The following is a 23,666-nucleotide window of genomic DNA, read 5'->3' as shown; positions in this document are numbered from 1 at the left end:
ATCACAGCTCCTTACGCAGTTCAGCCAGGATGTCCCTGGTTCGCGCGACCGGCTCCGCCTGAACGGCCATCCGGTCCAGTACTTCGAGATAGGTGACGACTTCCTCCGGCCGGTCGACGTACACGGCGCCGGTGAGGTTCTCGGCGTAGACGACGTCGGGCAGCTCGGAGAATCCGAAGCGGAAGTGGTGGAAGGGACCGAAGGCGCCCGGATGGGCTCCCACGGACACGGGCATGATCTGGATCCGGACCTTGGTCATCGCCAGAGACTCGATCAACTGGTCGATCTGTGCCCGCATCACCTCGGTCCCGCCGACGGGCCGGCGCAGCACCGTCTCGTCCAGGATGGCCCAGACGGTCGGGGCGTCCGGCTTGGCGAGGAGGTCCTGGCGCCTGAGGCGCAGGGACACTCGGCGGCTGATCTCCTCCTTCGACTCGCTGGGGAAGCCGACGCGCATGAGCGCGGTGGTGTAGTCGTGCGTCTGCAACAGGCCTGGGACGTAGTGGGGTTCGTAGAGGCGGATGACGCTGGCTTCGCTCTCCAGGCTCACGTAGGCCTTGAACCACTCGGGCAGCACGTCGCGGTACTTGTACCACCACCCCGGCTGGTTGGCCTCCCTGGCCAGGGCCAGGAAGTCGTCGATCTCCGTCGCCGGGACACCGTAGGTGTGCAGGAGTTCCCGCACGTACGGGATGCGCAGGCCTACCTCGGCCTTCTCTATACGGCGGACCGTCAGAGGGGTCACGTCGATGACCCGCGCCGCGTCCTCGAACGACACTCCGGCCTGCTCGCGCAGGGTCCGCAGACGTTTGCCGAGAACGATCCGCAGGACGGTCGGCGCGCTGCCGCCCGAGCGGTTATCGCTCACGTCCAACCTCCTGAAAGGCCGTCACAGCGTGCAGTGTGCCACGCTTCCGACGACTCGGACAGAACGTTGCCGATAGTTCTGAAATTATCGGAACGAAGGTTGCGGGCTGTGTTTGTTGGCGGCCATAGTGATCCTGTGACCTGTCGCACATTGCGCTTGGACGGTGTCCAACTTCCTTGGACACCAAGGGAACTGATGTCCCGTTCCCTGGTCGCTCCGCGCACCGCCGAGCCGAACCGCGTGCAGGCCCAGACGCGGGCCCATGCCCCGGCCACCGGCTGTGACAAGGCATCAGTCAACGCATCCACCAAGGCATCCGTCATTCGTCGGCGCCGTCGTCGGCGCCGCTCCTCGCCGGCCGCGGATCCCTTCCTGCCGACCCGCCCGCCGGCTGACCCCCCTGCACGCGTGCGACCTGACGGCCCTGACGGCCCACGGTCGGATCGTCGCTGCGGCGGTTGCCCGTTGAAGCAGCCACCCCACAACCGGGCTGCGTACGAAGGAGGTTCGATGACGGCATCCAGGGCACAGCGCCACGCGCCGTCGCCCTCGCCGGCACACGACGGGAACAGAGCGGTCGCCGACCTGCCGACCGGTCACGTCCTGCTCGCCAAGACGGGTGCGAAGCTCGCCGACACAGGTGTGCCCACGAGTGCGAACGAACTCCTCCGCTCCACCTTTCCGGCCGATCCGTCCTGGGCCGCCGCGGTACGGCGCACGGTCACCGAACGTCTGGCCGAGCTGCTGCCGCATCCCGAGCAACTCGACAACGCGGCCATGGCGACCGGCGAACTCTTCGCCAACGCCGTCAGTCACGCGAGCCGTGGCCCCGGCGACACCGTCGCGGTCGTCATCGAGTGCACCGAGCACACGCTGCGCGTGGTCGTGGCCGACCGCTCGCCCGTGCTGCCGCGGCCGCGGGCGGTGGACCAGGCGGCCGAATCGGGACGCGGACTGGCCATCGTGAGCGCACTGACCGACGGCTGGGGCACGGCGCCACCCGAACCGGGGACCCCGGGGAAGAGGGTGTGGTTCACGATCACACGACTGGGGGCGGCCCCGTGAAGGGCACGGCGGGCCGCCTGGACGGTGGCGGAAACGGTCTCTCCGGCCGCTCTGGCTGCATGTCAACGGCGGCCACGGCGGTACCCGCGTCTCCGGCGACGGCCTCGGCGCTGGCCGCCGAGTTGTTGCGCAGGGCGGACCGGGACAGGGAGTTGATGCGCCAGAGCGGGGCGGAACCCACGCCGGAGCGCACGCGCCGTATCGCCCAGTGCCACCAGGACAACGCCGAGGCCCTCGCGACGATCGTCCGCCGCTACGGCTGGCCCAACGCCGACCTGGTCGGCTCGCCCGCGTCGACCGCGGCCCTGATGATCCTGCTGCACGCCTCCGATCTCGACTTCCGGCTCAGGTGCCGCGATCTGATCGCCCAGGACACCGCGGACGGACGTACGCCGGCCATCCACCTCGCCTACATCGCCGACCAGTGCGCCGTCGACCTCGGCCAGCCGCAGTACTACGGCACTCGGATCAATCCGGCGACGCTGCACCCGTACCCCATCCGCCATCCGCAGAGCGTCGACGAGCGCCGCCACGATGTCGGTCTGGGCCCGCTCGGGGAGCAACTGCAGGCGCTGCGCATGCAGGGCTGACACCGCGGGGCGGGCGTCCGGGCAGGTCGACCGTGACCGGCGGTCACACCCCCTGGCCCGCCCCGGTTCGACCTGGCCGCGCCTGTTGTGCAGAATCGTGGCCATGAGTGAGAACGTGTTTTTCAAGGTTTCGGCAAATGGCGAGGACCTCGGTCGCATCGTCTTCAGGCTGTACGACGACGTCGTGCCCAAGACCGCACGCAACTTCCGTGAGCTGGCGACCGGTCAGAACGGCTTCGGCTACAAGGGTTCGCCCTTCCACCGGGTGATCCCGGAGTTCATGCTGCAGGGCGGTGACTTCACCAACGGCAACGGCACCGGCGGCAAGAGCATCTACGGTGAGAAGTTCGCCGACGAGAACTTCCAGCTGAAGCACGACCGGCCGTTCCTGCTCAGCATGGCCAACGCGGGTCCGGGCACCAACGGCTCGCAGTTCTTCGTCACCACTGTGGTGACCCCGTGGCTGGACGGCAAGCACGTCGTCTTCGGCGAGGTCGTCGAGGGCGAGGACGTCGTCAAGGCCGTCGAGGCCCTCGGCAGCCGCTCGGGCTCCACGGCCAAGAAGATCGTCATCGAGGACAGCGGCATCGTCGCCTAGGGACCGTGGTGGCGGTCTGGTCGTCACGGATGACCAGACCGCCCATTGCCCGGACCGCTCCATCGCCCGGCGGGCTGTCATGGGAACCATGCCTGACATGAGCGACACGAACGGCCCCAAGCACCGGGTGCGGCTCGGCCCCGTTCAGGAGACGCTGTTCATTCCGCTGGCCGCGCGGGCCCGGGAGTCCGCCAGGAAGCGGCCGCTGCTGCGGGATCCGAAAGCCGTCGAGATGATCGGCGCGATCGACTACGCGAGTGACAAGTACGGGCCCGGCCCGGGGTCGGCGATCACGGTACTGCGTACGGCGATCGTCGGCACGTGGGTGCGGGCCTTCCTGGCCGAGCACCCGGCGGGGACGGTCGTCGAGATCGGCACAGGGCTCAACACCCGGTTCGAGCGAGTCGACAACGGCACCGTGCACTGGATCGACCTCGACCTGCCGGACACGATCGAACTGCGCCGGAGGTTCTTCACCGACACCGAGCGCCGCCGGATGATCGCCGCCTCGGTCCTGGACGAGGACTGGCTGGGCACGGTCGAGGAGAGTCCCGGGCCCTACTTCTTCGTCGCCGAGGGCGTGCTCGTCTACCTCCCCGAGGAGGAGGCCGCGCAGGCGCTGACGCGCATCGCGCGAGGCTTCCCTGGCGCGCTCGTCGCCGTCGACACGTATCCCAGGAGCCTCCTGGAGAAGCAGCACCAGCAGGCGGTGAAGAAGAACATGGAGGCCCGCTGGGCGTGGGCCTGCGACGACCCACGCTCCCTGGAGCGGTACGGGCTGCGAGCGATCGAGGTCACCTCCGTCACTCGCCCGCCCCACGCACTGCGCACTCGACTCCCCCTCCGATTCCGGGCTTTCCTCCCAGTTGCCGACCGGCTGCTGCGCAGCCTGTTCACCATCACGCTCTTCCGGGCGGATTCGGGCCACGCATGAACACGGTCCGGTGAACGACGCCTCAAGTGATTCACCCGGTGACCGTCCGGAAGATCGGCCGGCGTTCGCCGGGTGTCGGCTCGTCGATAGCCTTGTCCTCATGACGCGCGCTTGGATCCTCCCGATGCTGTTCGTGCTCTGCGGCTCGTTCGTTGCGGCTGCTCTGCTCGTCGCGGGGGCCCCGACCGCAGCCGCGGCGCTCCTGGTCGTGTTTGTGCTGTTCGCGGGTATCAACTCACCGCTGATCTTCCCGAAGTCGGTCGGTGCGATGGAGGCACAACGCCGCAGCGCGGTCGACGGCCGGCCGGTCGTCTTCTGGCGGCCTGGCTGCACGTACTGCATCCGCCTGCGCCTCCGGTTGGGCCGAAGCGCCCGCCAGTTGCACTGGGTCGACATCTGGCGGGACCCGGCCGGGGCGACAGCGGTGAGGGCGGCCAACGACGGCAACGAGACCGTGCCGACCGTCGTCGTGGCGGGCCGGCCGCACACCAATCCCGATCCTGAGTGGGTACGCGCACAGCTCTCCCGCTCCGCGTGATCACCGGGGTGCCCTACGGGCGCCCCGTCGCCCCGCCGTCCGCCGTCCGTCGCCCCGCAGTAGTCAAACAGGCAGAACAGGAGTCACGGCGTGACCAGCCGCGTCACCTTCGTCTCACCCGCCATGAACCGATCCGTGCGGGAGGCCCGGTTCGACGACGGCAGTCCGCTCGACGCCGGTGGCGCAGCTCGCGCCCGGTCGGCCGCCGGCACGCTGTCCGCGGCCGACCGGGTCCTGGTCTCCCCCACGGTGCGCTGCCGGGAGACGGCCTCGGCCCTCGGTCTCGTCGCCGTGGAGGCGCCCGAGCTGGGCGGCATGGACATGGGCCGCTGGCGGGGCCGGACGCTCGGCGAGGTCAGTGCCGAAGAACCGGACCAGGTGGCCCACTGGCTGGCGGACCCTGCCGCGGCGCCGCACGGCGGGGAGTCCGTGCGGGCCCTCTGCGAACGCGTCGGCCGGTGGCTGGAGGCGACCGCGCAGACCGACGGCCGCACGCTCGTCGTGGTGGAGCCGGAGATCGTGCGGGCCACGGTGGTGAGGGTCCTCGCGGCGCATGAGGCCACGTTCTGGCGGCTCGATGTGCCTCCCCTGACGGCGACCGAGATCAGTGGACGCTCGGGGCGCTGGAACCTGCGGCTGGGGCAGACGCTCGGAGCGCGGGAGCCCGAGGGCGGACACTGACGCGGACAGGGGTGCCGGGAAGACGCCAAAGGGCCCCCGATGGTCCGGGGGCCCTCAAGGCGGTGGGTGGTTCAACCACTCAGTGGGGTACGGGAGTTGCCTGCCCCCATTGTGCGGTGTCTCCGTCAGTGGCAGGGGAAGCCGAGGAGGTGACGGGCGTCGTGCACCCACTCGTGTACGCCTTCGCCGGAGACGACGGAGGTGGCGCCCTGCTCGGCGCCGACGAAATAGAGCAGGACCAGCATCAGGACGCCGAAGAAGACCGCCCAGGGGGCTATCGCGTTCAGCGGCAGCTTGGCGGGTACGACAGGGGTGGCGGGTGTCGGCTGGGCGACGGTCTGCGCCATGGCAGAACCTCCTCGGGAGTACGCGTCCCATCTCAGTGGTGCACATGACGACAGCTGCGGGTCTGACTCGCGAGGCGTTCCGCCCGTACGGGGGGCCGTCCCGTTCACAGTGGCGCGACCGTGCCGGACTCTCACCGGCTTCCGCTCTGTCGTCGTCAACAACCCCGTGACAGTACCGTCTGACGGGAACATGGCCAAGGGCGCATGACCTGGATGATGTCCGTCGTGACCCCACCGGAGGATCAAGGTCGGGGGGTGAGAGACCGGGGTCACAATGTGATGGAGGGCAAGGTCACAGCCGTGCCCTCTGCTGCTCCTTTGTCGATCTGTCCTAGCATCCGAGCATGACGGTCCTGCCTGACGACGGGCTCACGCTGGCCGCCGAGTTCCCTGACGCGAACCTTGAACAGTGGCACGGCCTGGTGGCCGGCGTCCTGCGCAAGTCGGGCAAGGAAGTCTCCGGCGCGGCGGCGGAAGACGCCCTGTCCACCGCGCTGGAGGACGGGCTGCGCACCCGCCCCCTCTACACCGCGCTCGATGCCGCACCCGACCCGGGTCTCCCCGGCTTCGCGCCGTTCGTGCGCGCGAGCCGCGCCGAGGGGAACACCGCCGGCGGCTGGGACGTACGCCAGCGGCACACGGTCGCCGACAACGGCGCGGCACTCACGGACCTGGAGAACGGCGTCACCTCGCTCTGGCTGGTCCTGGGCGAGAGCGAGGGCGGCATCCCGGTGTCGTCGCTCGGCCGGGTCTTGGACGGCGTGTACCTCGACCTGGCGCCTGTCGTTCTCGACGCGGGCAGCGAAGTCGAGCCCGCCGCACGGGAGTTGCTGCGGATCTACGAGGAGCGGGGCGTCGCCAAGGAGGCGGTGCGCGGCAGTCTGGGCGCCGATCCGCTGGGGCACGAGGCTCGTACGGGCAGCGCGTCGGACTTCGCTCCGGTGGCCTCCCTCGCCCTGCGCTGCGCCGAGGAGTACCCGGGGCTGCGGGCACTGACCGTGGACGCGCTGCCGTACCACGAGGCGGGCGGTTCGGCGGCGCAGGAGCTGGGCTCCTCACTGGCGAGTGGTGTCGCCTATCTGCGTGAGCTGACCGAGGCGGGGCTGAGCGTCGAACAGGCCTGCGCGCAGCTGGAGTTCCGCTACGCGGCGACGGCCGACCAGTTCCTGACCATCGCCAAGCTGCGGGCGGCGCGCCGGCTGTGGGCGCGGGTGGCCGAGGTGTGCGGGGCGCCGGGCGCCGGCGCGCAGCTGCAGCACGTGGTGACCTCGCCGGTGATGATGACGCGCCGCGACCCCTGGGTGAACATGCTGCGCGCGACGATCGCCACGCTGGCCGCCGGAGTCGGCGGCGCCGACGCCGTCACCGTGCTCCCCTTCGACCACGCACTCGGTCTGCCGGACGCCTTCGCGCGCCGCATCGCGCGCAACACCTCGACGATCCTGGTCGAGGAATCGCATCTGTCCCGGGTGATCGACCCGGCGGGCGGCTCCTGGTACGTGGAGCGGCTCACCGACGAACTCGCCCACGCGGGCTGGGAGTTCTTCCGCCACATCGAGGGACTCGGCGGCCAGGCGGCCGCCCTGCGCTCGGGCCGGCTCGGTGCGGACCTGGCGGCCACGTGGGAGGCGCGCAGCGCGAAGCTCGCCAGGCGCCGCGAACCCATCACCGGCGTCAGCGAGTTCCCGCACCTCGGCGAGAAGCCCGTGGAGCGCGCCCCCGCGCCCCCGTCATCCTCCGGTGGCCTGCCGCGCGTGCGGCGCGACGAGGCGTACGAGGCCCTGCGCGCCCGCTCCGACGCCCACCTCGCGGCGACCGGATCCCGGCCGCGTCTCTTCCTGGCCACCATCGGCCCCGCCGCCGCCCACACCGCGCGCACGACCTTCGCCGCCAACCTCTTCCAGGCCGGCGGTGTCGAGCCCGTCACCGAGGGCACGTTCGAGGACAGCGGCGCCACCGAGGTCTGCCTGTGCTCCAGCGACGCGCTGTACGAGGAACAGGCCGAGGGCGTCGTACAGACCCTCAGGGCGGCGGGCGCACGGCACGTGTTCCTCGCCGGCCGGCCCGGGCAGTACACCGACGTGGACTCCTACGTCTTCGCGGGCTGCGACGCCGTCGCCGTGCTCACCGCCACCCTCGACCGCATGGGAGTGTCCTGATGGGAATCCCCGACTTCACCGGCATCGAGCTGGGGACCCCGACCACCGACGGCGGCGCCGACGAGTGGCGTACGGCCGTGAAGAACGCCACGCAGGGGGCCGAGCCCGTCTGGGAGACGCCGGAGGGCATCGCGGTCAAGCCGCTCTACACCGGCCGTGACCTGGAGGGCCTGGACTTCCTGGAGACGTACCCGGGCGTCGCGCCGTACCTGCGCGGCCCGTACCCGACGATGTACGTCAACCAGCCCTGGACGATCCGCCAGTACGCGGGCTTCTCCACCGCCGAGGAGTCCAACGCCTTCTACCGCCGCAACCTCGCGGCCGGCCAGAAGGGCCTGTCGATCGCCTTCGACCTTCCCACGCACCGGGGTTACGACAGCGACCACCCGCGCGTGACCGGTGACGTCGGCATGGCGGGTGTGGCCATCGACTCCATCTACGACATGCGGCAGCTGTTCGACGGCATCCCGCTGGACAAGATGACCGTGTCGATGACGATGAACGGTGCCGTGCTGCCGGTGCTGGCGCTGTACATCGTGGCGGCGGAGGAACAGGGCGTCGCGCCCGAGAAGTTGGCCGGGACCATCCAGAACGACATCCTCAAGGAGTTCATGGTCCGCAACACCTACATCTACCCGCCGAAGCCGTCGATGCGGATCATCTCCGACATCTTCGCCTTCACCTCCCAGCGGATGCCCCGATACAACTCCATCTCCATCTCCGGCTATCACATCCAAGAGGCGGGTGCGACAGCCGACTTGGAGCTGGCGTACACGCTCGCGGACGGCGTGGAGTACATCCGCGCGGGCCGTGAGGCCGGCCTGGACGTGGACGCGTTCGCTCCCCGACTCTCGTTCTTCTGGGCGATCGGCATGAACTTCTTCATGGAGATCGCCAAGCTGCGGGCGGCCCGGCTGCTGTGGGCGAAGCTGGTGAAGCAGTTCGACCCGCAGAGCGCCAAGTCCCTTTCGCTGCGCACCCATTCGCAGACCTCCGGCTGGTCGCTGACCGCGCAGGACGTGTTCAACAACGTCACGCGTACCTGCGTCGAGGCGATGGCCGCGACGCAGGGCCACACGCAGTCGCTGCACACCAACGCCCTCGACGAGGCACTGGCGCTGCCCACCGACTTCTCCGCGCGCATCGCTCGCAACACCCAGCTGCTGATCCAGCAGGAGTCCGGCACGACCCGGGTCATCGACCCGTGGGGCGGCAGCGCCTACGTCGAGAAGCTGACCTACGACCTCGCGCGCCGCGCCTGGCAGCACATCCAGGAGGTGGAGGCGGCGGGCGGCATGGCCAAGGCGATCGACGCCGGCATCCCCAAGCTGCGCATCGAGGAGGCCGCGGCCCGCACTCAGGCCCGGATCGACTCCGGACGCCAGCCGGTCATCGGCGTCAACAAGTACCGCGTCGACAGCGACGAGGCGATCGACGTCCTCAAGGTCGACAACTCCTCCGTGCGCACCCAGCAGATCGAGAAGTTGCGGCGGCTGCGGGCGGAGCGGGACGAGCGGGTGTGCCAGGACGCGCTCGACGCGCTCACCCGGGCCGCCGGCAGCGAGGGCAACCTGCTGGAGCTGGCCGTGAACGCGGCCCGCGCGAAGGCCACGGTCGGTGAGATCTCCGACGCCCTGGAGAAGGTGTACGGGCGGCACGCGGGACAGATCCGTACGATCTCCGGCGTGTACCGCAACGAAGCAGGCGAGTCCCCGTCCGTGGACCGCACCCGCACGCTCGTGTCCTCCTTCGAGGAGGCCGAGGGCCGCCGCCCTCGCATCCTGGTCGCCAAGATGGGCCAGGACGGCCACGACCGCGGCCAGAAGGTGATCGCCACCGCGTTCGCCGACCTCGGCTTCGACGTCGACGTCGGCCCGCTGTTCCAGACCCCGGCCGAGGTCGCCCGCCAGGCCGTCGAGGCGGACGTGCACATCGTCGGTGTCTCGTCCCTGGCCGCCGGTCACCTCACCCTCGTACCGGCACTGCGCGAGCAGCTCGCCGAGGAGGGCCGCGAGGACATCATGATCGTGGTGGGCGGTGTGATCCCGCCGCAGGATGTGCCGATCCTGCTGGACATGGGTGCGGCGGCCGTGTTCCCGCCCGGGACGGTGATCCCGGACGCGGCCCACGACCTGGTGCAGCGGCTCGCGACCGGCCTCGGGCACGACTTGTGATCGATGTCGACGCCTATGTGAAGGGAGTCCTCGTCGGGAAGCGGGCGATCATCGCGCGCGCCATCACGCTCGTCGAGTCCACCCGGCCCCAACACCGGGTGCTGGCCCAGGAGTTGCTGACCGCACTGCTTCCACACAGCGGCCGGGCCCGGCGGATCGGCGTCAGTGGTGTCCCGGGCGTGGGCAAGTCGACGTTCATCGACGCATTCGGCACGATGCTGACCTCGCTCGGACACCGGGTGGCCGTGCTCGCCGTGGACCCGTCCTCCAGCCGTACGGGCGGCTCGATCCTGGGCGACAAGACGCGCATGGAACGCCTGGCCGTCGACCCTTCCGCCTTCGTACGGCCCTCCCCCACCGCGGGCACGCTCGGCGGGGTCGCCAAGGCGACCCGTGAGTCGATCGTGGTGATGGAGGCGGCGGGTTACGACGTGGTGCTGGTGGAGACCGTCGGCGTCGGCCAGTCGGAGACCGCCGTCGCGAACATGGTCGACTCGTTCCTGCTGCTGACGCTGGCCCGCACGGGTGACCAGCTGCAGGGCATCAAGAAGGGCGTCCTGGAGCTGGCCGACGTGATCGCCGTCAACAAGGCGGACGGTCCGCACGAGCGCGACGCCCAGGCCGCCGCACGGGAGTTGGCGGGCGCGCTGCGGCTGATGCACGGCAAGGACGCGTTCTGGGCTCCGCCGGTGCTGCACTGCAGCGCCCGCGAATCGACCGGCCTGGACGCCGTCTGGGAGCGGCTGGAACAGCACCGGACCCTCCTCGACTCGACCGGCCGCCTCGCCGCCAAACGCCGCGACCAGCAGGTCGACTGGGCCTGGACGATGGTCCGCGACGAACTCCTCGGCCGCCTCCACTCGGACCCGGCCGTGCGAGCTCTCGCGCCGAGCCTGGAACAGCAGGTCAGGGACGGCAAGTTGACGGCGACACTCGCCGCCGAGCGCATCCTGGGTGCGTTCGGCGGACCGGAGGATTGACCCGGGCTCGGACCCCTACTCGGACCCGGGCCCGGCCGACGGGCGGTGGGGCAACGGCCCGTCGAGAGCCGGTCGGTATGCTCGCCGCCATGCGCCCGCCGGTCGAGAGATGGTGGGTACGGTCGCCGTCGATCCGGCCGCGGCCCGCATGCATGACCGGTAAGAGAGAGTAGAAGCACGGTGTACGAGTACGAGAAGGACGGCGCGGCGATCTACCGCCAGTCCTTTGCCACCATCCGCGCGGAAGCGGACCTCGCGGGCCTGCCCGCCGACGTCAGCCAGGTCGCGGTTCGGATGATCCACGCCTGCGGGATGGTCGACCTCGTGCGGGACCTGTCCTACACGCCCGGCGTGGTGGCCCGCGCCCGCGAGGCCCTGCGCGCCGGGGCACCGATCTTCACCGACGTCAGGATGGTGGCCAGCGGCGTGACCCGCAATCGGCTGCCCGCCGACAACGACGTGCTGTGCACCCTCTCCGACCCCGGCGTCCCCGAGTTGGCCGCGAAGCTGGGCACGACGCGCAGTGCCGCCGCGCTGGAGCTGTGGCGGGACCGGCTGGAGGGTGCGGTGGTCGCCGTCGGTAACGCGCCCACCGCCCTGTTCCGCCTCCTGGAGCTGATCGAGGAGGGAGCGCCCCGCCCGGCCGCGGTCATCGGCGTTCCGGTGGGCTTCGTGGGCGCCGCCGAATCGAAGGACGCACTCGCCGAGCATCCGTCCGGCCTCGAACACCTGATCGTCCGTGGCCGACGCGGAGGCAGCGCCATCGCCGCCGCGGCAATCAACGCGATCGCGAGCGAGGTGGAGTGAGCGTGAGGCCGTAGGGCGTCGGCATCGGCATCGTGTCGGCTCCGTACGACCCCGGCTCGCGCGGCCGCACCTGCCAGATGGGCGGCGCGGCTACTCGGCGCCCTGTTCGGCGGGGGTGGGTCCCTGTGCCAGACCCGCCGTCCACCAGTGCGATCGCCCAGGTCGCGAAGAACATTCCGACGATGACGTATCCGATGATGTTGAGGTCCAGGCCGGAGCCCCAGTCCCAGAACGCGCCGTGCAGGCCGGCCTTCTCGGCGACCAGGCCCAGCAGTTCGACGGTGCCGATGAAGAGGGCCACGGCGACCGACAGGCCGGTGATGGGCAGGTTGCAGTAGACCTTGCGGGCCGGGTGGGAGAAGGCCCAGCGTCAGCTTTCAGCCAGCCTCCGGGAAAGCCCGTGCCCGTTCCGGGCGAGGTCTGCCGAGGATGCCGAGTCGCGTACGTCGCCCGCGGCTCGGGGGCTCACCGTGCTCGGTGAAACGCGGTTCAGCTGCCGCCCGACTTGATCCATGGCCATTTCGCGAAGCAGACCACGACAGGCGCGACGAGCATGGCCAGCATCCACAGACCCACGCTCGCCGGGGAGTAGATGTAGTAGCGCCAGTGCTCCGGCAGGGGCGACGGCGCGAGCAGGAGCACGATCAGCGCAGCCCACGTGACCAGCACCGCCGCTGCCATGCGTACTGCCACCATCCCTGCGCCCCCTCGACGGCTCCCGGCTGCCGGCTGCCGGCTCCTGGAGACGGATGATAGGGCAGGCCGGACGAGCGCATTGCGGCTGGTGGGGCCTTGCGGCGCTCCCCTGCCGTTCGGGTGACGTCGGCATGCGGGCGCCACCGACAGGCACTTCACTGGGACCGGGAGGGAGGGAGAGGGGGACCGAGTGCGAAGGAGACGTCATGGCTCGCTGGAAGGCAGGTGCGGTGCTGGCAGTGGTCGTCGCGGCAAGTCTGACCGGCTGCTCGGACGACACCAACCCGTCCTCCGCGGTCAGCAAGGCGGCATCGGCCGCGACGTCCCTCGCCTCGCGCGCCTCCGAGGCACTCGCGTCCGCGACCGCTGAGGCGGGTCGGAAACTGGACGAGGCGAAGGGTGGCGTCGACGCCAAGGCCTCGGTGAAGCTGGGCACGCCCACGACGGACGGCGACGGGCGGACGACCGTGCGCGTGAGTGCCGACAACACGGCGTCCTCCGCCAAGTCCTTCGCCATCCAGGTCAACTTCGAGGACGCCGGCGGCAACCTCCTCGACGTGGTGGTGGTCACGCTCTCCGACGTCGCGGCAGGCAAGTCCGGTGAGGCGACGGCCCGCAGCACCCACAAGCTGTCGGGCGAGGTGAAGGCCGAGGTGGGCACCGCCCTGCGATACTGACGGACTGTGCCGCCCCCGGGACGCGCCCTGCTCCGCCAAGCCCTCGCCGACCCGCGCGGGCTCCCCGAGCAGCTGGCCCTGTTCGCCGTACGGTACAGGGGCGAGCGGCCCGCCGGGCGGTGGCGGCTCTACCGTCGGACGCCGAACAGGCCGCCGCAGTGGCGGCGCCGGTGACAGCGGGCCGTCTACTGGGCGTCGTCGGTGCCGGTGTCCCAGTCCAGTCGTAGGACGGCGAGGTCGTCGGTGTGCCGGTCCGCGTTGAGGGTGCGGGTTCGGGCGATGAGGTGGTCGAGGTGGAGACCTGGATCCGGCGTCCGGATCGCGTCGATGATCTGCAGGAGGCCCTCCACGCCCAGCCGGGTGGTGCTGGTGTCCGCGAAGCCCTCGATGAGGCCGTCGGTGTAGGCGATGAGCGCGCCCCGTACGGGCAACGTGAGCGTGGAGGCCGGCCATATGCGCAGCCCGGGGGCGATCCCGAGGGCTATTCCGTGGGCCGCGCTGACCTCTCGCGCGCCGTCGGCGGTGACCAGGAGGGGTTCGTGGTGGCCGACCAGGTGCAGGGTGAGGATGCCCCGGTCCGGGTTCAGCGTGATGAGCGTGCAGGTGGTGAACAGGTTGCTCTGGGTGCGTTCTGCGACGTGTATCTGTTCCAGCAGGTGGAGCAGATGTTGGTCGCGGTGGCCGCCGAGGGTCAGGGCGCGCCAGGCGATGCGGAGGCAGACACCGAGGGCGGCGGCGTCGGGGCCGTGGCCGCTCACGTCCCCGATGATGGCGTGCACCTGCCCGTCGTCGGTCTGTACGACGTCGAGGAAGTCGCCCCCCAGCAGAGCCTGCGCGCGCCCCGGGTAGTAGCGGCTGGAGGCGGTGACGGCCGAGGACGACAACAGGGGTTGGGGCAGCAGCCCGCGTTCCAGGCGGGCGTTCTCCTCGGCCCGCAGCCGGCCGATCTGGAGGGCGGCGTTGGCGCGCTCGGCCTGCTTTCGCTGGACGGCGTAGCGGACGGCCCGCTGGATCAGGTCCGGGTCGACCTTGCCCTTGATCAGGTAGTCCTGCGCGCCGGCGGCGAGGGCCTCGACTCCCGCCTGCGGCTCGTCCAGCCCGGTCAGGACGATGATGGCGGCCTGTGTGTCCGTCTGGATCGCCTGGACGGTCTCCACTCCGGAGGCGTCGGGCAGGTGCAGGTCGAGCAGGACGCAGTCGACGAAGCCCGCTTCGAGTGCCGTGTGCGCGTCGGCGGCCGTACGGCATCGCGCGAGTGTGTGCGGAAGATCGGTGTCGAAGAGGAGTTCCTCGACCAGGAGGGCGTCTCCGTCGTCGTCCTCCACCAGCAGAACGTGGTACTGCTCTGCGCGGCCGGCGGCCGGGTCGGTCACGGCTGGGCCTCTCTCCGGGGCCGTCGACTCGTCGCCGACAGCGGGAAGGGTGAGGACGACACGGGTGCCGGGCCGGTGGTCGGGGTCGATCCTGATCGTGCCTCCGTGGAATTCCACGATCTTCTTGCACATCGCCAGACCGATGCCGGTTCCCGGATAGGTGTCCTTGGTGTGCAGCCTCTGGAAGAGGATGAAGACCTTGTCCTGGAACTCCGGATCGATGCCGATGCCGTTGTCGCTCACCGCGAACTCCCACAGGTCGTCGACACGGGTGGCGCCGACGTGGATGCGCGGCGGCCGGTCGGGGTCGCGGAACTTGATCGCGTTCGACAGCAGGTTCCGCCAGAGCATGGTCAGCTGCGTGGTGTCCCCGACGACCGTGGGAAGCCCGTCGTGGGTGATCTCGGTGCCGCTCTCCTCCACGGCCACGCTGAGGTCGTCCAGGGTCCTGTTCAGGACGGCGTCCAGGTCGACCGTCTGGTGGTCGTTGTGCACGCGGCCGACGCGGGAGAAGGCCAGCAGGTCGTTGATGAGCTTCTGCATACGGTTGGCACCGTCGACGGCGAAGGCGATGTACTGGTCGGCCCGCTCGTCCAGCTGGTTTCCGTAGCGTCGTTGCAGGAGCTGGGTGAAGCTGGACACCTTGCGCAGCGGCTCCTGCAGATCGTGGGAGGCGACGTAGGCGAACTGCTCCAGTTCCGTGTTCGACCGCTTCAGATCGGCCGCCTGCTCGTCCAGCAGGCTGCGTGCCTCTTCGCTGAACTGCAGTTCCTCCACCATGCGCAGGCGCATCGACTCCACGTCCGAGGCCAGCCTTCGCAGGTCGGCCGGGCCGGTGCCGACGATGGGGCGGTCGAAGTGCCCTCGCCCGGCCTCACGGGCGTCGGCGCCGAGCCGGCTGAGCGGGTCGGTGATGCCGCGCCGCAGTCCCTCGAAGACGGCGAACGCCACCAGGACGATCACGCCGGCGATGACGGCGGACATCCAGTTCCGCAGGGCCACCGCGTCCCGCAGGTCCCGGCCGGCCGCCGCCCGCTCGCTCTCCAGGTGGGACTGCTGGCGGGTCATGGCCCCGCGCAGCGAGTCGAACGTGGCTTTGCCCTCCGCCGCACGCCAACGCCTACGTCACGAAGCCGGTGAACCTGGAGGAGTTCGAGGCGGCGGTCCGCAGCATCGACAGTTTCTACCTCGACATCGCCGTCAAGCCTCCGAGGCCGTAGCGGACGAGCCGCCGGACGTCGTCGACCGGCACCGTTCGAGGACATCAGGAACGCGATAGGGGGTACACCTCATTGCGGAGGTTCATGATGTTCAAGGCGGGCGACATCCGTGAATGGCGTGGCCACGACGTGGTCGACCCCAACGGTCACAAGATCGGTGTCCTGGAGGCGGTGTACGTGGACACCGCGACCGACCTGCCCTTCTTCGCGACGGTGACGGTGGGTCTTCCCACCCGTCGCCGTCTGGTGTTCGTGCCGCTGCCCGGCGCGACCGTCGGACCGGGATATCTCAAGATCGCGCACCTCAAGGACGTGGTCAAAAAGGCACCCGCGATCGACACCGACGGTGAGCTGCCGGCCACCGACGAACCGGGAATCTTCGCGCACTACGAACTCGACTACGTGCCAGGGGCCGGCGGCGAACGCCGCCTCGCCCGCCGCTGAGCCACCGCAGCCGCCGGGAGAGCCGATGAGTCTCTTTCTGTTCCTCGTTCTCGTGGCCCTCGTCCTGGGCATCATCGGATTCGTCGCACACGGCCTGTTCTATCTCTTCGTCATCGGCGTCGTCGTGCTGCTCGCCGATCTCGCCTACGTCGCCCTGCGCTTCCGCCGCGGCGGAAGAAGACACCGCATCGCACGCTGACCACGCTGACCACGGCGACCCGTTCGACGGGTCGTGGCGACCGATGAGTTCCCGGGCCCCGTGGGGTCTACCTGTCCACAAGCGACAGCTGCGCACGAACTCTGTGAGGGGACCATGACCACCCACGCACTTCCACCCGTCGTCGACGTCGCAACCTGGGAGGGCCGGCTCGATGCGCTGCGCGCCCGGGAGAAGGCCGCGACCCGTGAGCTCGACGCCATCGCCGCCGAGCGTCGTCGCCTGCCGATGGTCGAGATGCCGGACTACACCCTTGAGGGCGAGGAGGGACCGGTTCGGCTGGCGGACGTCTTCGCGGGCAAGAGGCAACTGATCGTCTACAACCACATGTGGTTCGCCGGCAAGGAATGGCAGTGCCCGGGCTGCACGGGGTTCACCTCGCAATACACCCGCCTGGAGTTCCTGGACAACTACGATGCGCGATTCGTCATCGTCACCCAGGGCCCGATCGAAGAGGCACTCGCGTACAAGCGGCGCGTGGGCAACCGGATGACCTGGTACTCGACCGCCAACAGCTCGTTCGGGGCCGACGTCGGCGCACCGCCCGACGGCGGCTTCGCGGTCAACGTGTTCCTGCGCGACGGCGACACCGTCTATCGCACCTGGCACACGGCCGGCCGGGGCACGGAGCAGCTCGGTCACAGCTTCGCCCTGATCGACCTCCTGCCGTACGGACGTCAGGAGGAATGGCAGGACTCACCCGAGGGCTGGCCCCAGTCGCCCACGTACAGCCGCTGGGCGATGTCCAAGGACATCGCCGCGCTCTACGGCGCAGGCGCAGACATTGGCTCTGGCTCCGGTGACGGCTGAGCGGCCGGCTCACGCCAAGGCACAACCGGGTGCGATCTCCGCGATGGACAGTCCATCGCGGGGCATCTGGGCGATCTGGGCCTCCCGTACGGGCAGTCAGTTGGTCGTGGGCAGGGGTGCCGCTTCTGCGACCTTGTCAATCTAACCACTAACTTGCACTTGACAGGTTATGGGCCTGATGGTTGGCTCCAGTCGTAACCACTTACGACTCAGACAACGGTTAGAGGTCGGCAGTGACCGGCCCGGCACCCAGCGGAGCAGACATGACGACCATCCATCACCGTTACGCCACCGTCCGCGGACAGCGGCTGTTCTACCGGGAAGCGGGGCCGAAGGAGGCGCCGGTCGTGGTGCTGCTGCACGGCTTCCCGACCAGCTCGTACATGTTCCGGAACCTGATCCCGCTGCTGGCCGACCGGTACCACGTGATCGCCCCCGACCACCTGGGCTTCGGTCTGTCCGACGCGCCGCCCGCGGACGAGTTCGACTACACCTTCGACGCCCTCGCGGACCTGACGTCCGACCTCCTCGGGCAGCTCGGCGTCACCCGCTACGCCATGTACGTCCAGGACTACGGCGCCCCCGTGGGCTGGCGGCTCGCGCTGAAGGACCCGACCGCGATCACGGCGGTCATCACCCAGAACGGGAACGGCTACGAGGCGGGACTCGCGCCGGGGTTCTGGAAGCCGGTACGCGAGTTCTGGCAGGACCGGACCCCGCAGACCGAGGCGGCGGTGGGCCAGGCGCTGACCCTGGAAGCCATCCGGTGGCAGTACCTGCACGGCGTGCCGGACGAGAGCCTGGTCAGCCCCGACACCTGGCACCACGACTTCGCCCTGGTCTCCCGGCCCGGCAACGACCTGGTGCAGCTGGCCCTGTTCGCCGACTACGCCAACAACCTTCCGCTGTATCCGAAGCTGCACGCCTACCTGCGTGACAGCCGGGTGCCGCTGCTGGCCGTCTGGGGCCGCAACGACGAGATCTTCCTGCCCGAGGGCGCGCTCGCCTTCGCCGACGACTCCCCCGGTGCCGAGATCAGCCTGCTCGACGGCGGCCACTTCCTGCTCGAAAGCCACCTCGACACTGCCGCCCGCTCCATCCGCGGCTTCCTCGAAAGGTCGCTGTCATGACCGGAGGACGGAGCTGAGCGGCGTGAGCGGCTGACCTGGCAACCCCCCTCCCGCCCGGACCGTCGTACGCCCGGACGGAACGCGAAAGGAGCGACACCATGGGCCTTTCCTGGCAGCAAGGACCGCTCGCAACGGGAGCGATCGGCCGGTTCCTGGTTCCTGACCCGCTGCCCGAACGGATGCTGTTCGCCGAACCGTCGCGCCGGCGCATGCGGGTCCGGTACGGCGGTGCCTGGATCGCCGACAGCGAAGACGTCGTACTGCTGCACGAGCCGGGCCGCTACCCGGTGGCCTACTTCCCGCTCGGCGACACGGCTGAGGGTGCCCTGCAGCCGAGCGAGCACACCACCCGGCACCGCGACCTCGGACCGACCGCCTGGTACACCGTGCGGACCGGCGAGCGCAGCGCACCGCGCGCGGCCTGGCAGTACACCGAACTGCCGCTACACGCAGGCGAGTTGAAGGGGCGGGTCGCGTTCGCGTGGCGGGCCATGGACGCCTTCTACGAGGAGGACGAGCGGATCGTCGGCCACGCCGCCGACACCTACCACCGCATCGACATCCGCCGCACCAGCCGCCACCTCGTCGTCCGCGTCGGCGACCGGGTCGTCGCCGACAGCACCCGCCCGCTGGTCCTGTACGAGTCAGGGTTCGCGCCCCGCTGGTACGTCCCGCGCGCCGACGTCGACGAGTCCGCGCTCACCGCGGCCGAGGGCCGGACCTTCTGCCCGTACAAGGGCCTGGCCAGCTACTACGACGTCGACGCGGCACGGCGCGGGGCATGGTCGTACGAGGACGCATGGAGTGAGGTCGGGCGCGTCTCCAGAATGGTGTCGTTCGAACCGGACAAGGTCGAGGTGTGTCTCGACGGCACCCGACTACGCCTGGAACCGGGGCAGAACGTGATCTCGCACGGCGTCGACCGCGACCTCACACTCGACGAAGCCGCTCTCGGCAGGCACCCGTGATCCCCCTCGCAGCCGCCCTCGCAGACGAGGGAACGCCCGGCGCGCCGAGCCTGCTGGCGGTCAACGTCGGCCTGCCCCAGAACGTGTCCTGGCAGGGCAGAACCGTCTACACCGGCGTGTGGAAGCGGCCCGTGTCCGGCCCGGCCATGGTCCGCCGGCTCAACATCGACGGCGACGGCCAGGGCGACACCCAGGGACACGGCGGTGAGCAGCGCGCGGTGTTGGTGTACCAGATCCAGTCCTACCGGCACTGGCAACAGCACTTCGGACGCGACGACTTCGACTACGGCCAGTTCGGGGAGAACCTCACCGTCGACGGTCTGCCCGACGACGAGGTCTGCATCGGCGACCGCTACCGCATCGGCGAGGCGGAGTTCGAGGTCACCCAGCCACGGGTCACCTGCTACCGCGTGGGCCTGCGCCTCGGCGAGCCCCAGCTGCCGGCTCTGCTGGTCAGCCACCATCGCCCCGGCTTCTACATGCGTGTCGTCCGCGAAGGACGGATCGAGGCCGGCGACCGGATCATCAGGACCCGGACCGGGCCCGGCGCGTTGACCGTGGCCGACACCGACGCACTGCTCTACCTCCCCGCCCGCGACCCGGCCAAACTGCGCCTCGCGACCCGGATCCCCGCGCTGAGCCCGGGATGGCAGGAGTCTTTCCGCGACTTGGTCAAGGCCGCCGAAACCAACGGCCCCGACGCCACCGACGGCACCAACGGCACCGCCGGTCGAGTGCCCTCGCACGACGAGCCCGCGTGGCCGGGGTTCCGGCCGTTGCAGGTGACGAAGATCGTTCCCGAGAGCACGACGGTCTTCTCGATCCATCTGGCCGCCACGGACGGCACCCCGCTCCCGGCCGCCCGGGCCGGGCAGTACCTGACCCTGCGGGTCCCCGAGGCCGGCCGCCCCGCTCCTGTGCGGAGCTACTCGCTGTCCTCGGGCCCGGATGGCGACGGCGACGGCTGCTACCGGATCAGCGTCAAACGGGAGCCGCACGGCACGGCGAGCGGCTATCTGACCTCCCGGCTGCGGCCGGGCGCGGTCCTCGAAGCGGCAGCACCACGCGGCGACTTCACCCTCGACGAAGGGACCGGCCCGGTTCTCCTAGTCTCCGCCGGCATCGGCCTCACTCCGGTACTGGCCATGCTGCACGAGCTCGCGGCCAGTGGCAGCGACCGCGAGGTCCGGTGGATTCACACGGCCCGCAGTCCCCGGGAACATCCGCTGGCCACCGAGGCACACGCCCTGGTCGCCTCGCTGCCGCACGCCCGTGAGCACGTGTTCTACAGCGCCGCCACACCCGACGAGTACCGCCGCACCCACGCCACCCCCGGACGCCTCACCACGGACAAGCTGATCGCCCTGGCCATCCCGGCCGACGCGTCCGCCTACGTCTGCGGACCGGCTTCGTTCATGGCCGACGTCAGGGCCGCCCTCACCGCGGCCGGGGTCAACTCCGCGGCCGTCCATACCGAGTTGTTCGGGGCGCTGCCCTCCATCACTCCGGGTCTGACGGGGCAGTCCGAACGGCCGCCGCACCTGCCGCCCGGCCCGCTCGCAACCGGCCCGTCGGTGACCTTCGCCCGCAGCGGCATCACCACGCCCTACCCCGCCTCCCGGGGCAGCGTGCTCGAACTCGCCGACGCCTGCGACGTCCCCGCCCGCTGGAGTTGCCGTACCGGCGTCTGCCACACCTGTGTCACGCCCCTGCTGTCCGGCGAGGTCACCTACTCCCCCAGCCCGCTGGAGCCTCCCGACGACGGCCAGGTGCTCATCTGCTGCGCCCGTCCCGACACCGACATCGTCCTCGACATGTAAGGCCACGCATTCCCCGATTCGGTGGCAACCGGAACGGATGCCTGGCCCTTGCCTGTCTGGGCGCCGGGCAGGCGGTGCGCTACGGGGTGATGGCCGCCGTCCACCGGCCGCGCCCGGCGCATGCCGACTGGGCTGCGCAGGCGAGCGGTTGGGCGTTCCCCTCGGGGCACACCACCACGGCGGCCCTCACCGCGGGCCTGCTGATCGTCGCGGTCGGTCAGGTTGTCGCTGATCAGCGTGCCGACGACGCTGATCAGGGCGACGGCGAGCCAGTACACGCCCGCGCGGTAGGAGCGGGTGCGGAACTGGACGACCAGGACGACGGCCAGCAGGGCGCTCATCAGCACCGACACACCGGTCAGACCGAGACCGGCCTTCTCGTTGAGCAGGTCGGCCGCCGTCTCACCGACCGTCGTGCACAGCACCTTGATGATCCAGAAGTAGACGGTGACTTCGGGCACCTTGTTCCAGTGCGGCCGTCGACCGGAGGACTCCGCCTGGGCTCCGGCCGCCTAGGACGCGGAGGTCTGTGACGTCTCGTATGTCATGAGGCCCGACCGTGCCACCGGATACCTGAACGCATCCTGACTACCGGCGGGCCCGCCTCCGCCGTCCCGTCATCCGGTGCCCGGTCGGGCCAGTCCGAAGTCGTAGGCGAAGATCACGGCCTGGATGCGGTCGCGGGCGCCGATCTTGGCCAGGACCCGGCCGACGTGGGTCTTCACGGTGGACTCGGACACGACGAAGCGGGCCGCGATCTCGCCGTTGGTCCAGCCCTTGCCGATGGCGACGAGGATCTCACGCTCGCGGTCGGTGAGGGAGGTCAGCCGCGGGTCCTCGCTCGCGTCGCTCCGGCCGGCGGACACGTGCTCGGCGTACTCGTCCAGGATGCGGCGGGTGAGCGCCGGTGCGATGACGGCGTCGCCCGCGGCGACCGCGCGGATCCCGGCGAGGAGTTCCTCGGGGCGCGCGTCCTTCAGGAGGAAGCCGCTGGCTCCGGCGCGCAGGGCGGCGTGCACGTATTCGTCGACGTCGAACGTGGTCAGTACGAGGACACGGGAGCGGCCGCCGGCGGCGGTGATCCGGCGCGTCGCCTCGATGCCGTCCATACCCGGCATCCGTACGTCCATCAGGACGACGTCGGGGCGCAGTTCGGCGGTCTTGCGGACGGCCTCGGCGCCGTGCGCGGCCTCGCCGACCACCTCCGTCTCGGGGATGGAGTCGAGCAGCACCCGGAAGCCGTAGCGCTGCAGCGGCTGGTCGTCCACGACGAGCACCGTGGTCACCGGGCACCTGCCTGGGGTGTCAGGTCGAGGGTGGCCCGCACGGTCCAGCCGCCACCGGTCGCGGGGCCGGCGCTGATGTCGCCTCCGTAGAGCGCCGCGCGTTCTCGCATGCCCACCAAGCCGTGTCCTTCCTCGTTCCATGGTCCGGGGCGTCCGGCCCGGCCGTTGTCCTGGACCCGGATGACCAGCCGGTCGTCCTCGACGATGACCGACAGTGTCACCCGTGTTCCGGCTCCGGCGTGCTTCAGGGTGTTGGTGAGGGCTTCCTGGACGATGCGGTAGACGGTCAGCTGCATGCCCCGGTCCAGGGCGTCCACCTCACCGACGGTCCGGTACACGATCTCCAGGCCGGCCGTGCGCACCCCGTCGCACAGCGCCTCGATGTCGGCGAGGCCGGGCTGCGGGCTGAGCTCGGGCGTCGTGGCGGGGACGTCGGACGCCTCCCGCAGCACGCCGAGCACCCGTCGCAGCTCACCCAGGGCCGTCCGGCCGGTATCGCCGATGAGGTGCAGGGCTTCCTTGCCGCGTTCGGGAGCGGCGTCGGTGGCGTACGCGCCGGCGTCGGCGAGGGTGATGATGACGGACAGGTTGTGGCCGACGATGTCGTGCATCTCGCGGGCCACCCGAGCGCGTTCGGTGGCGGCCGCGAGTCTGCTGCGCTGGTCGCGTTCCGTCTCCAGGCGCGCCGCCCGCTCCCGCAACCCGGCGAGCTGGGCCCTCCGGATGCGCACCATCAGCCCCAGTGCCAGGGCCGCGATCGACGTGCTGAGCAGGAAGAACAGCGCGTCCCAGACGGACACGGCCGACGAGATGCGCACCGCGACGAGAACCATTCCCGCCGCCATCACCCCGCAGGCGTACGGCAACTGCCGTGGATGCCCGTGCAGGGCCAGGCTGTACAGGGCGATGAACAGGGCGATGTCCGCACGCAGCGCGGCGCCCAGTGACCACTGCACGACGAACACGACCGCGACGGCGGTGAAGGCCGCCATGGGCCGGCGCCGCCGCCACAGCAGCGGCAGCACCAGACCGGCCTGCACAACCAGCATGGCCGCCAGGGGCAGCCGGGTGACGGCGAGCCGGAACCGGCGTGGACCGTCGCCGTCCCCGGCACCCCCGTGCAGCAGGTCCGGCAGGCAGAACATCAGGAAGACCAGCGCCACCACCGCGGTGTCCAGCACCCAGGGGCGGGCCCGGTCCGCCTGCCGCAGCCGCTGGCCGCCCCGGGCGAGCCGGGCGACCAGCGGTCCCATCCCAGTGACGTCTTCGGTGGTGGTCGTCAAG

Annotated in this window: 23 protein-coding genes, 5 pseudogenes and 1 riboswitch; of the genes and pseudogenes, 19 read left to right on the top strand and 9 right to left on the bottom strand. The window is 70.4% G+C overall.

Annotation, left to right across the window (positions count from 1 at the left end; genetic code table 11):
* Window position 1: 1 nt before the first annotated feature.
* Window positions 2-868 carry a helix-turn-helix domain-containing protein gene (locus OG870_RS41310; protein WP_327692030.1) on the bottom strand — a complete coding sequence of 289 codons (867 nt, stop codon included), beginning with the start codon at window positions 866-868 and terminating at the stop codon, window positions 2-4.
* A gap of 510 nt (window positions 869-1,378) precedes the next feature.
* Between OG870_RS41310 and OG870_RS41305 the strand changes: the two genes are divergently transcribed.
* From OG870_RS41305 to OG870_RS41280, 6 genes are all read left to right on the top strand, one after another.
* Window positions 1,379-1,933, top strand: a complete 555-nt coding sequence (locus OG870_RS41305) for an ATP-binding protein (protein WP_327692029.1) — start codon at window positions 1,379-1,381, stop codon at window positions 1,931-1,933.
* A gap of 59 nt (window positions 1,934-1,992) precedes the next feature.
* Entirely contained in the window at window positions 1,993-2,523 is a 531-nt protein-coding gene (locus tag OG870_RS41300; protein ID WP_327692028.1) for a DUF6624 domain-containing protein, read from the top strand.
* A 103-nt stretch (window positions 2,524-2,626) separates the two neighbouring features.
* The gene (locus OG870_RS41295) at window positions 2,627-3,121 is read left to right on the top strand and encodes a peptidylprolyl isomerase (protein ID WP_266530484.1); all 495 of its coding nucleotides are present in this window, start codon (window positions 2,627-2,629) and stop codon (window positions 3,119-3,121) included.
* 97 nt (window positions 3,122-3,218) lie between these two features.
* On the top strand, window positions 3,219-4,055 hold the full coding sequence (locus tag OG870_RS41290; RefSeq protein WP_327692027.1) for a class I SAM-dependent methyltransferase: 837 nt from the start codon (window positions 3,219-3,221) through the stop codon (window positions 4,053-4,055).
* A 100-nt stretch (window positions 4,056-4,155) separates the two neighbouring features.
* Window positions 4,156-4,593 carry a glutaredoxin domain-containing protein gene (locus tag OG870_RS41285; protein WP_266592091.1) on the top strand — a complete coding sequence of 146 codons (438 nt, stop codon included), beginning with the start codon at window positions 4,156-4,158 and terminating at the stop codon, window positions 4,591-4,593.
* Window positions 4,594-4,683: 90 nt separating this feature from the next.
* Window positions 4,684-5,274 (top strand): histidine phosphatase family protein, encoded by a 591-nt coding sequence (locus tag OG870_RS41280; protein WP_266530478.1) that lies wholly within the window; start codon window positions 4,684-4,686, stop codon window positions 5,272-5,274.
* A 125-nt stretch (window positions 5,275-5,399) separates the two neighbouring features.
* Here OG870_RS41280 and OG870_RS41275 read toward each other — a convergent pair whose 3' ends face one another.
* Window positions 5,400-5,621 carry a CbtB domain-containing protein gene (locus tag OG870_RS41275; RefSeq protein ID WP_266530476.1) on the bottom strand — a complete coding sequence of 74 codons (222 nt, stop codon included), beginning with the start codon at window positions 5,619-5,621 and terminating at the stop codon, window positions 5,400-5,402.
* Between the two features lie 35 nt (window positions 5,622-5,656).
* A riboswitch (cobalamin riboswitch) is annotated at window positions 5,657-5,816 on the bottom strand.
* A 149-nt stretch (window positions 5,817-5,965) separates the two neighbouring features.
* Here OG870_RS41275 and OG870_RS41270 point away from each other — a divergent pair.
* The 4 genes from OG870_RS41270 (at window position 5,966) to OG870_RS41255 (ending at window position 11,741) form a co-directional block, all read left to right on the top strand.
* Window positions 5,966-7,780, top strand: a complete 1,815-nt coding sequence (locus OG870_RS41270; protein WP_327692026.1) for a methylmalonyl-CoA mutase family protein — start codon at window positions 5,966-5,968, stop codon at window positions 7,778-7,780.
* Window positions 7,780-9,954, top strand: a complete 2,175-nt coding sequence (gene scpA / locus OG870_RS41265; RefSeq protein ID WP_327692025.1) for a methylmalonyl-CoA mutase — start codon at window positions 7,780-7,782, stop codon at window positions 9,952-9,954. The genes OG870_RS41270 and scpA overlap by 1 nt, the downstream gene beginning before the upstream one ends.
* Window positions 9,951-10,934: a methylmalonyl Co-A mutase-associated GTPase MeaB gene (meaB, locus tag OG870_RS41260; RefSeq protein WP_266592083.1), complete on the top strand. Its 984-nt coding sequence runs from the start codon at window positions 9,951-9,953 to the stop codon at window positions 10,932-10,934. The genes scpA and meaB overlap by 4 nt, the downstream gene beginning before the upstream one ends.
* Before the next feature lie 180 nt (window positions 10,935-11,114).
* The gene (locus tag OG870_RS41255) at window positions 11,115-11,741 is read left to right on the top strand and encodes a precorrin-8X methylmutase (RefSeq protein WP_266530468.1); all 627 of its coding nucleotides are present in this window, start codon (window positions 11,115-11,117) and stop codon (window positions 11,739-11,741) included.
* 142 nt (window positions 11,742-11,883) lie between these two features.
* Here the strand turns inward: OG870_RS41255 and OG870_RS41250 are convergent.
* Together OG870_RS41250 and OG870_RS41245 are read right to left on the bottom strand one after the other, a co-directional pair.
* A pseudogene (locus OG870_RS41250) lies at window positions 11,884-12,108 on the bottom strand (HoxN/HupN/NixA family nickel/cobalt transporter); the annotation flags it as partial.
* A 122-nt stretch (window positions 12,109-12,230) separates the two neighbouring features.
* The gene (locus tag OG870_RS41245; RefSeq protein WP_266592081.1) at window positions 12,231-12,437 is read right to left on the bottom strand and encodes a hypothetical protein; all 207 of its coding nucleotides are present in this window, start codon (window positions 12,435-12,437) and stop codon (window positions 12,231-12,233) included.
* A 206-nt stretch (window positions 12,438-12,643) separates the two neighbouring features.
* Here OG870_RS41245 and OG870_RS41240 point away from each other — a divergent pair, with 206 nt between their 5' ends.
* Window positions 12,644-13,114, top strand: a complete 471-nt coding sequence (locus OG870_RS41240) for a hypothetical protein (RefSeq protein WP_266592079.1) — start codon at window positions 12,644-12,646, stop codon at window positions 13,112-13,114.
* Between the two features lie 185 nt (window positions 13,115-13,299).
* On the opposite strand, the gene OG870_RS41235 is transcribed toward OG870_RS41240, so the two are convergent.
* A complete protein-coding gene (locus tag OG870_RS41235; protein ID WP_327692363.1) occupies window positions 13,300-14,487 on the bottom strand; it encodes a PP2C family protein-serine/threonine phosphatase in 1,188 nt (395 codons plus the stop codon).
* Between the two features lie 51 nt (window positions 14,488-14,538).
* Window positions 14,539-15,267, bottom strand: a pseudogene (locus OG870_RS41230) (sensor histidine kinase); the annotation flags it as partial.
* A gap of 329 nt (window positions 15,268-15,596) precedes the next feature.
* On the opposite strand from OG870_RS41230, the pseudogene OG870_RS41225 reads away from it, so the two are divergent.
* The 8 genes and pseudogenes from OG870_RS41225 to OG870_RS41190 all read left to right on the top strand — a co-directional run.
* A pseudogene (locus OG870_RS41225) lies at window positions 15,597-15,707 on the top strand (response regulator); the annotation flags it as partial.
* An 87-nt stretch (window positions 15,708-15,794) separates the two neighbouring features.
* On the top strand, window positions 15,795-16,151 hold the full coding sequence (locus OG870_RS41220) for a PRC-barrel domain-containing protein (protein ID WP_266530639.1): 357 nt from the start codon (window positions 15,795-15,797) through the stop codon (window positions 16,149-16,151).
* Window positions 16,152-16,176: 25 nt separating this feature from the next.
* Complete coding sequence (locus OG870_RS41215; RefSeq protein WP_266530460.1) at window positions 16,177-16,350, top strand: hypothetical protein; 174 nt, start codon at window positions 16,177-16,179, stop codon at window positions 16,348-16,350.
* Between the two features lie 114 nt (window positions 16,351-16,464).
* Window positions 16,465-17,178: a DUF899 domain-containing protein gene (locus tag OG870_RS41210; RefSeq protein ID WP_266530458.1), complete on the top strand. Its 714-nt coding sequence runs from the start codon at window positions 16,465-16,467 to the stop codon at window positions 17,176-17,178.
* Between the two features lie 263 nt (window positions 17,179-17,441).
* The gene (locus OG870_RS41205; protein WP_327692024.1) at window positions 17,442-18,308 is read left to right on the top strand and encodes an alpha/beta fold hydrolase; all 867 of its coding nucleotides are present in this window, start codon (window positions 17,442-17,444) and stop codon (window positions 18,306-18,308) included.
* Window positions 18,309-18,406: 98 nt separating this feature from the next.
* Window positions 18,407-19,276: a DUF427 domain-containing protein gene (locus OG870_RS41200; RefSeq protein WP_327692023.1), complete on the top strand. Its 870-nt coding sequence runs from the start codon at window positions 18,407-18,409 to the stop codon at window positions 19,274-19,276.
* Complete coding sequence (locus OG870_RS41195; RefSeq protein WP_327692022.1) at window positions 19,273-21,096, top strand: MOSC and FAD-binding oxidoreductase domain-containing protein; 1,824 nt, start codon at window positions 19,273-19,275, stop codon at window positions 21,094-21,096. The genes OG870_RS41200 and OG870_RS41195 overlap by 4 nt, the downstream gene beginning before the upstream one ends.
* A 41-nt stretch (window positions 21,097-21,137) precedes the next feature.
* Window positions 21,138-21,311 (top strand): annotated as a pseudogene (locus OG870_RS41190) (phosphatase PAP2 family protein); the annotation flags it as partial.
* Here the strand turns inward: OG870_RS41190 and OG870_RS41185 are convergent.
* From OG870_RS41185 to OG870_RS41175, 3 genes and pseudogenes are all read right to left on the bottom strand, one after another.
* Window positions 21,309-21,557: pseudogene (locus OG870_RS41185) on the bottom strand (hypothetical protein); the annotation flags it as partial. The pseudogenes OG870_RS41190 and OG870_RS41185 overlap by 3 nt on opposite strands.
* A 156-nt stretch (window positions 21,558-21,713) precedes the next feature.
* Window positions 21,714-22,382: a response regulator gene (locus OG870_RS41180; RefSeq protein ID WP_266530450.1), complete on the bottom strand. Its 669-nt coding sequence runs from the start codon at window positions 22,380-22,382 to the stop codon at window positions 21,714-21,716.
* Window positions 22,379-23,635 (bottom strand): sensor histidine kinase, encoded by a 1,257-nt coding sequence (locus OG870_RS41175; RefSeq protein ID WP_267125380.1) that lies wholly within the window; start codon window positions 23,633-23,635, stop codon window positions 22,379-22,381. Before OG870_RS41175 ends, OG870_RS41180 begins: the two co-directional genes overlap by 4 nt.
* Between the last annotated feature and the right edge of the window lie 31 nt (window positions 23,636-23,666).

Source organism: Streptomyces sp. NBC_00461, from assembly GCF_036013935.1.
GTDB lineage: Bacteria > Actinomycetota > Actinomycetes > Streptomycetales > Streptomycetaceae > Streptomyces.
The sequence above is the reverse complement of the archived record's forward strand: the minus strand, read 5'-3'. Positions and strand labels throughout refer to the sequence as shown.

Coding starts and splice junctions, on each gene's coding strand:
- OG870_RS41295 (WP_266530484.1), top strand. CDS start 2,627: ATGAGTGAGAACGTGTTTTTCAAGGTTTCGGCAAATGGCGAGGACCTC.
- OG870_RS41200 (WP_327692023.1), top strand. CDS start 18,407: ATGGGCCTTTCCTGGCAGCAAGGACCGCTCGCAACGGGAGCGATCGGC.
- OG870_RS41220 (WP_266530639.1), top strand. CDS start 15,795: ATGTTCAAGGCGGGCGACATCCGTGAATGGCGTGGCCACGACGTGGTC.
- OG870_RS41275 (WP_266530476.1), bottom strand. CDS start 5,621: ATGGCGCAGACCGTCGCCCAGCCGACACCCGCCACCCCTGTCGTACCC.
- OG870_RS41175 (WP_267125380.1), bottom strand. CDS start 23,635: ATGGGACCGCTGGTCGCCCGGCTCGCCCGGGGCGGCCAGCGGCTGCGG.
- OG870_RS41300 (WP_327692028.1), top strand. CDS start 1,993: ATGTCAACGGCGGCCACGGCGGTACCCGCGTCTCCGGCGACGGCCTCG.
- OG870_RS41285 (WP_266592091.1), top strand. CDS start 4,156: ATGACGCGCGCTTGGATCCTCCCGATGCTGTTCGTGCTCTGCGGCTCG.
- OG870_RS41205 (WP_327692024.1), top strand. CDS start 17,442: ATGACGACCATCCATCACCGTTACGCCACCGTCCGCGGACAGCGGCTG.
- OG870_RS41245 (WP_266592081.1), bottom strand. CDS start 12,437: ATGGTGGCAGTACGCATGGCAGCGGCGGTGCTGGTCACGTGGGCTGCG.
- OG870_RS41290 (WP_327692027.1), top strand. CDS start 3,219: ATGAGCGACACGAACGGCCCCAAGCACCGGGTGCGGCTCGGCCCCGTT.
- OG870_RS41215 (WP_266530460.1), top strand. CDS start 16,177: ATGAGTCTCTTTCTGTTCCTCGTTCTCGTGGCCCTCGTCCTGGGCATC.
- OG870_RS41210 (WP_266530458.1), top strand. CDS start 16,465: ATGACCACCCACGCACTTCCACCCGTCGTCGACGTCGCAACCTGGGAG.
- OG870_RS41240 (WP_266592079.1), top strand. CDS start 12,644: ATGGCTCGCTGGAAGGCAGGTGCGGTGCTGGCAGTGGTCGTCGCGGCA.
- OG870_RS41270 (WP_327692026.1), top strand. CDS start 5,966: ATGACGGTCCTGCCTGACGACGGGCTCACGCTGGCCGCCGAGTTCCCT.
- OG870_RS41305 (WP_327692029.1), top strand. CDS start 1,379: ATGACGGCATCCAGGGCACAGCGCCACGCGCCGTCGCCCTCGCCGGCA.
- scpA (WP_327692025.1), top strand. CDS start 7,780: ATGGGAATCCCCGACTTCACCGGCATCGAGCTGGGGACCCCGACCACC.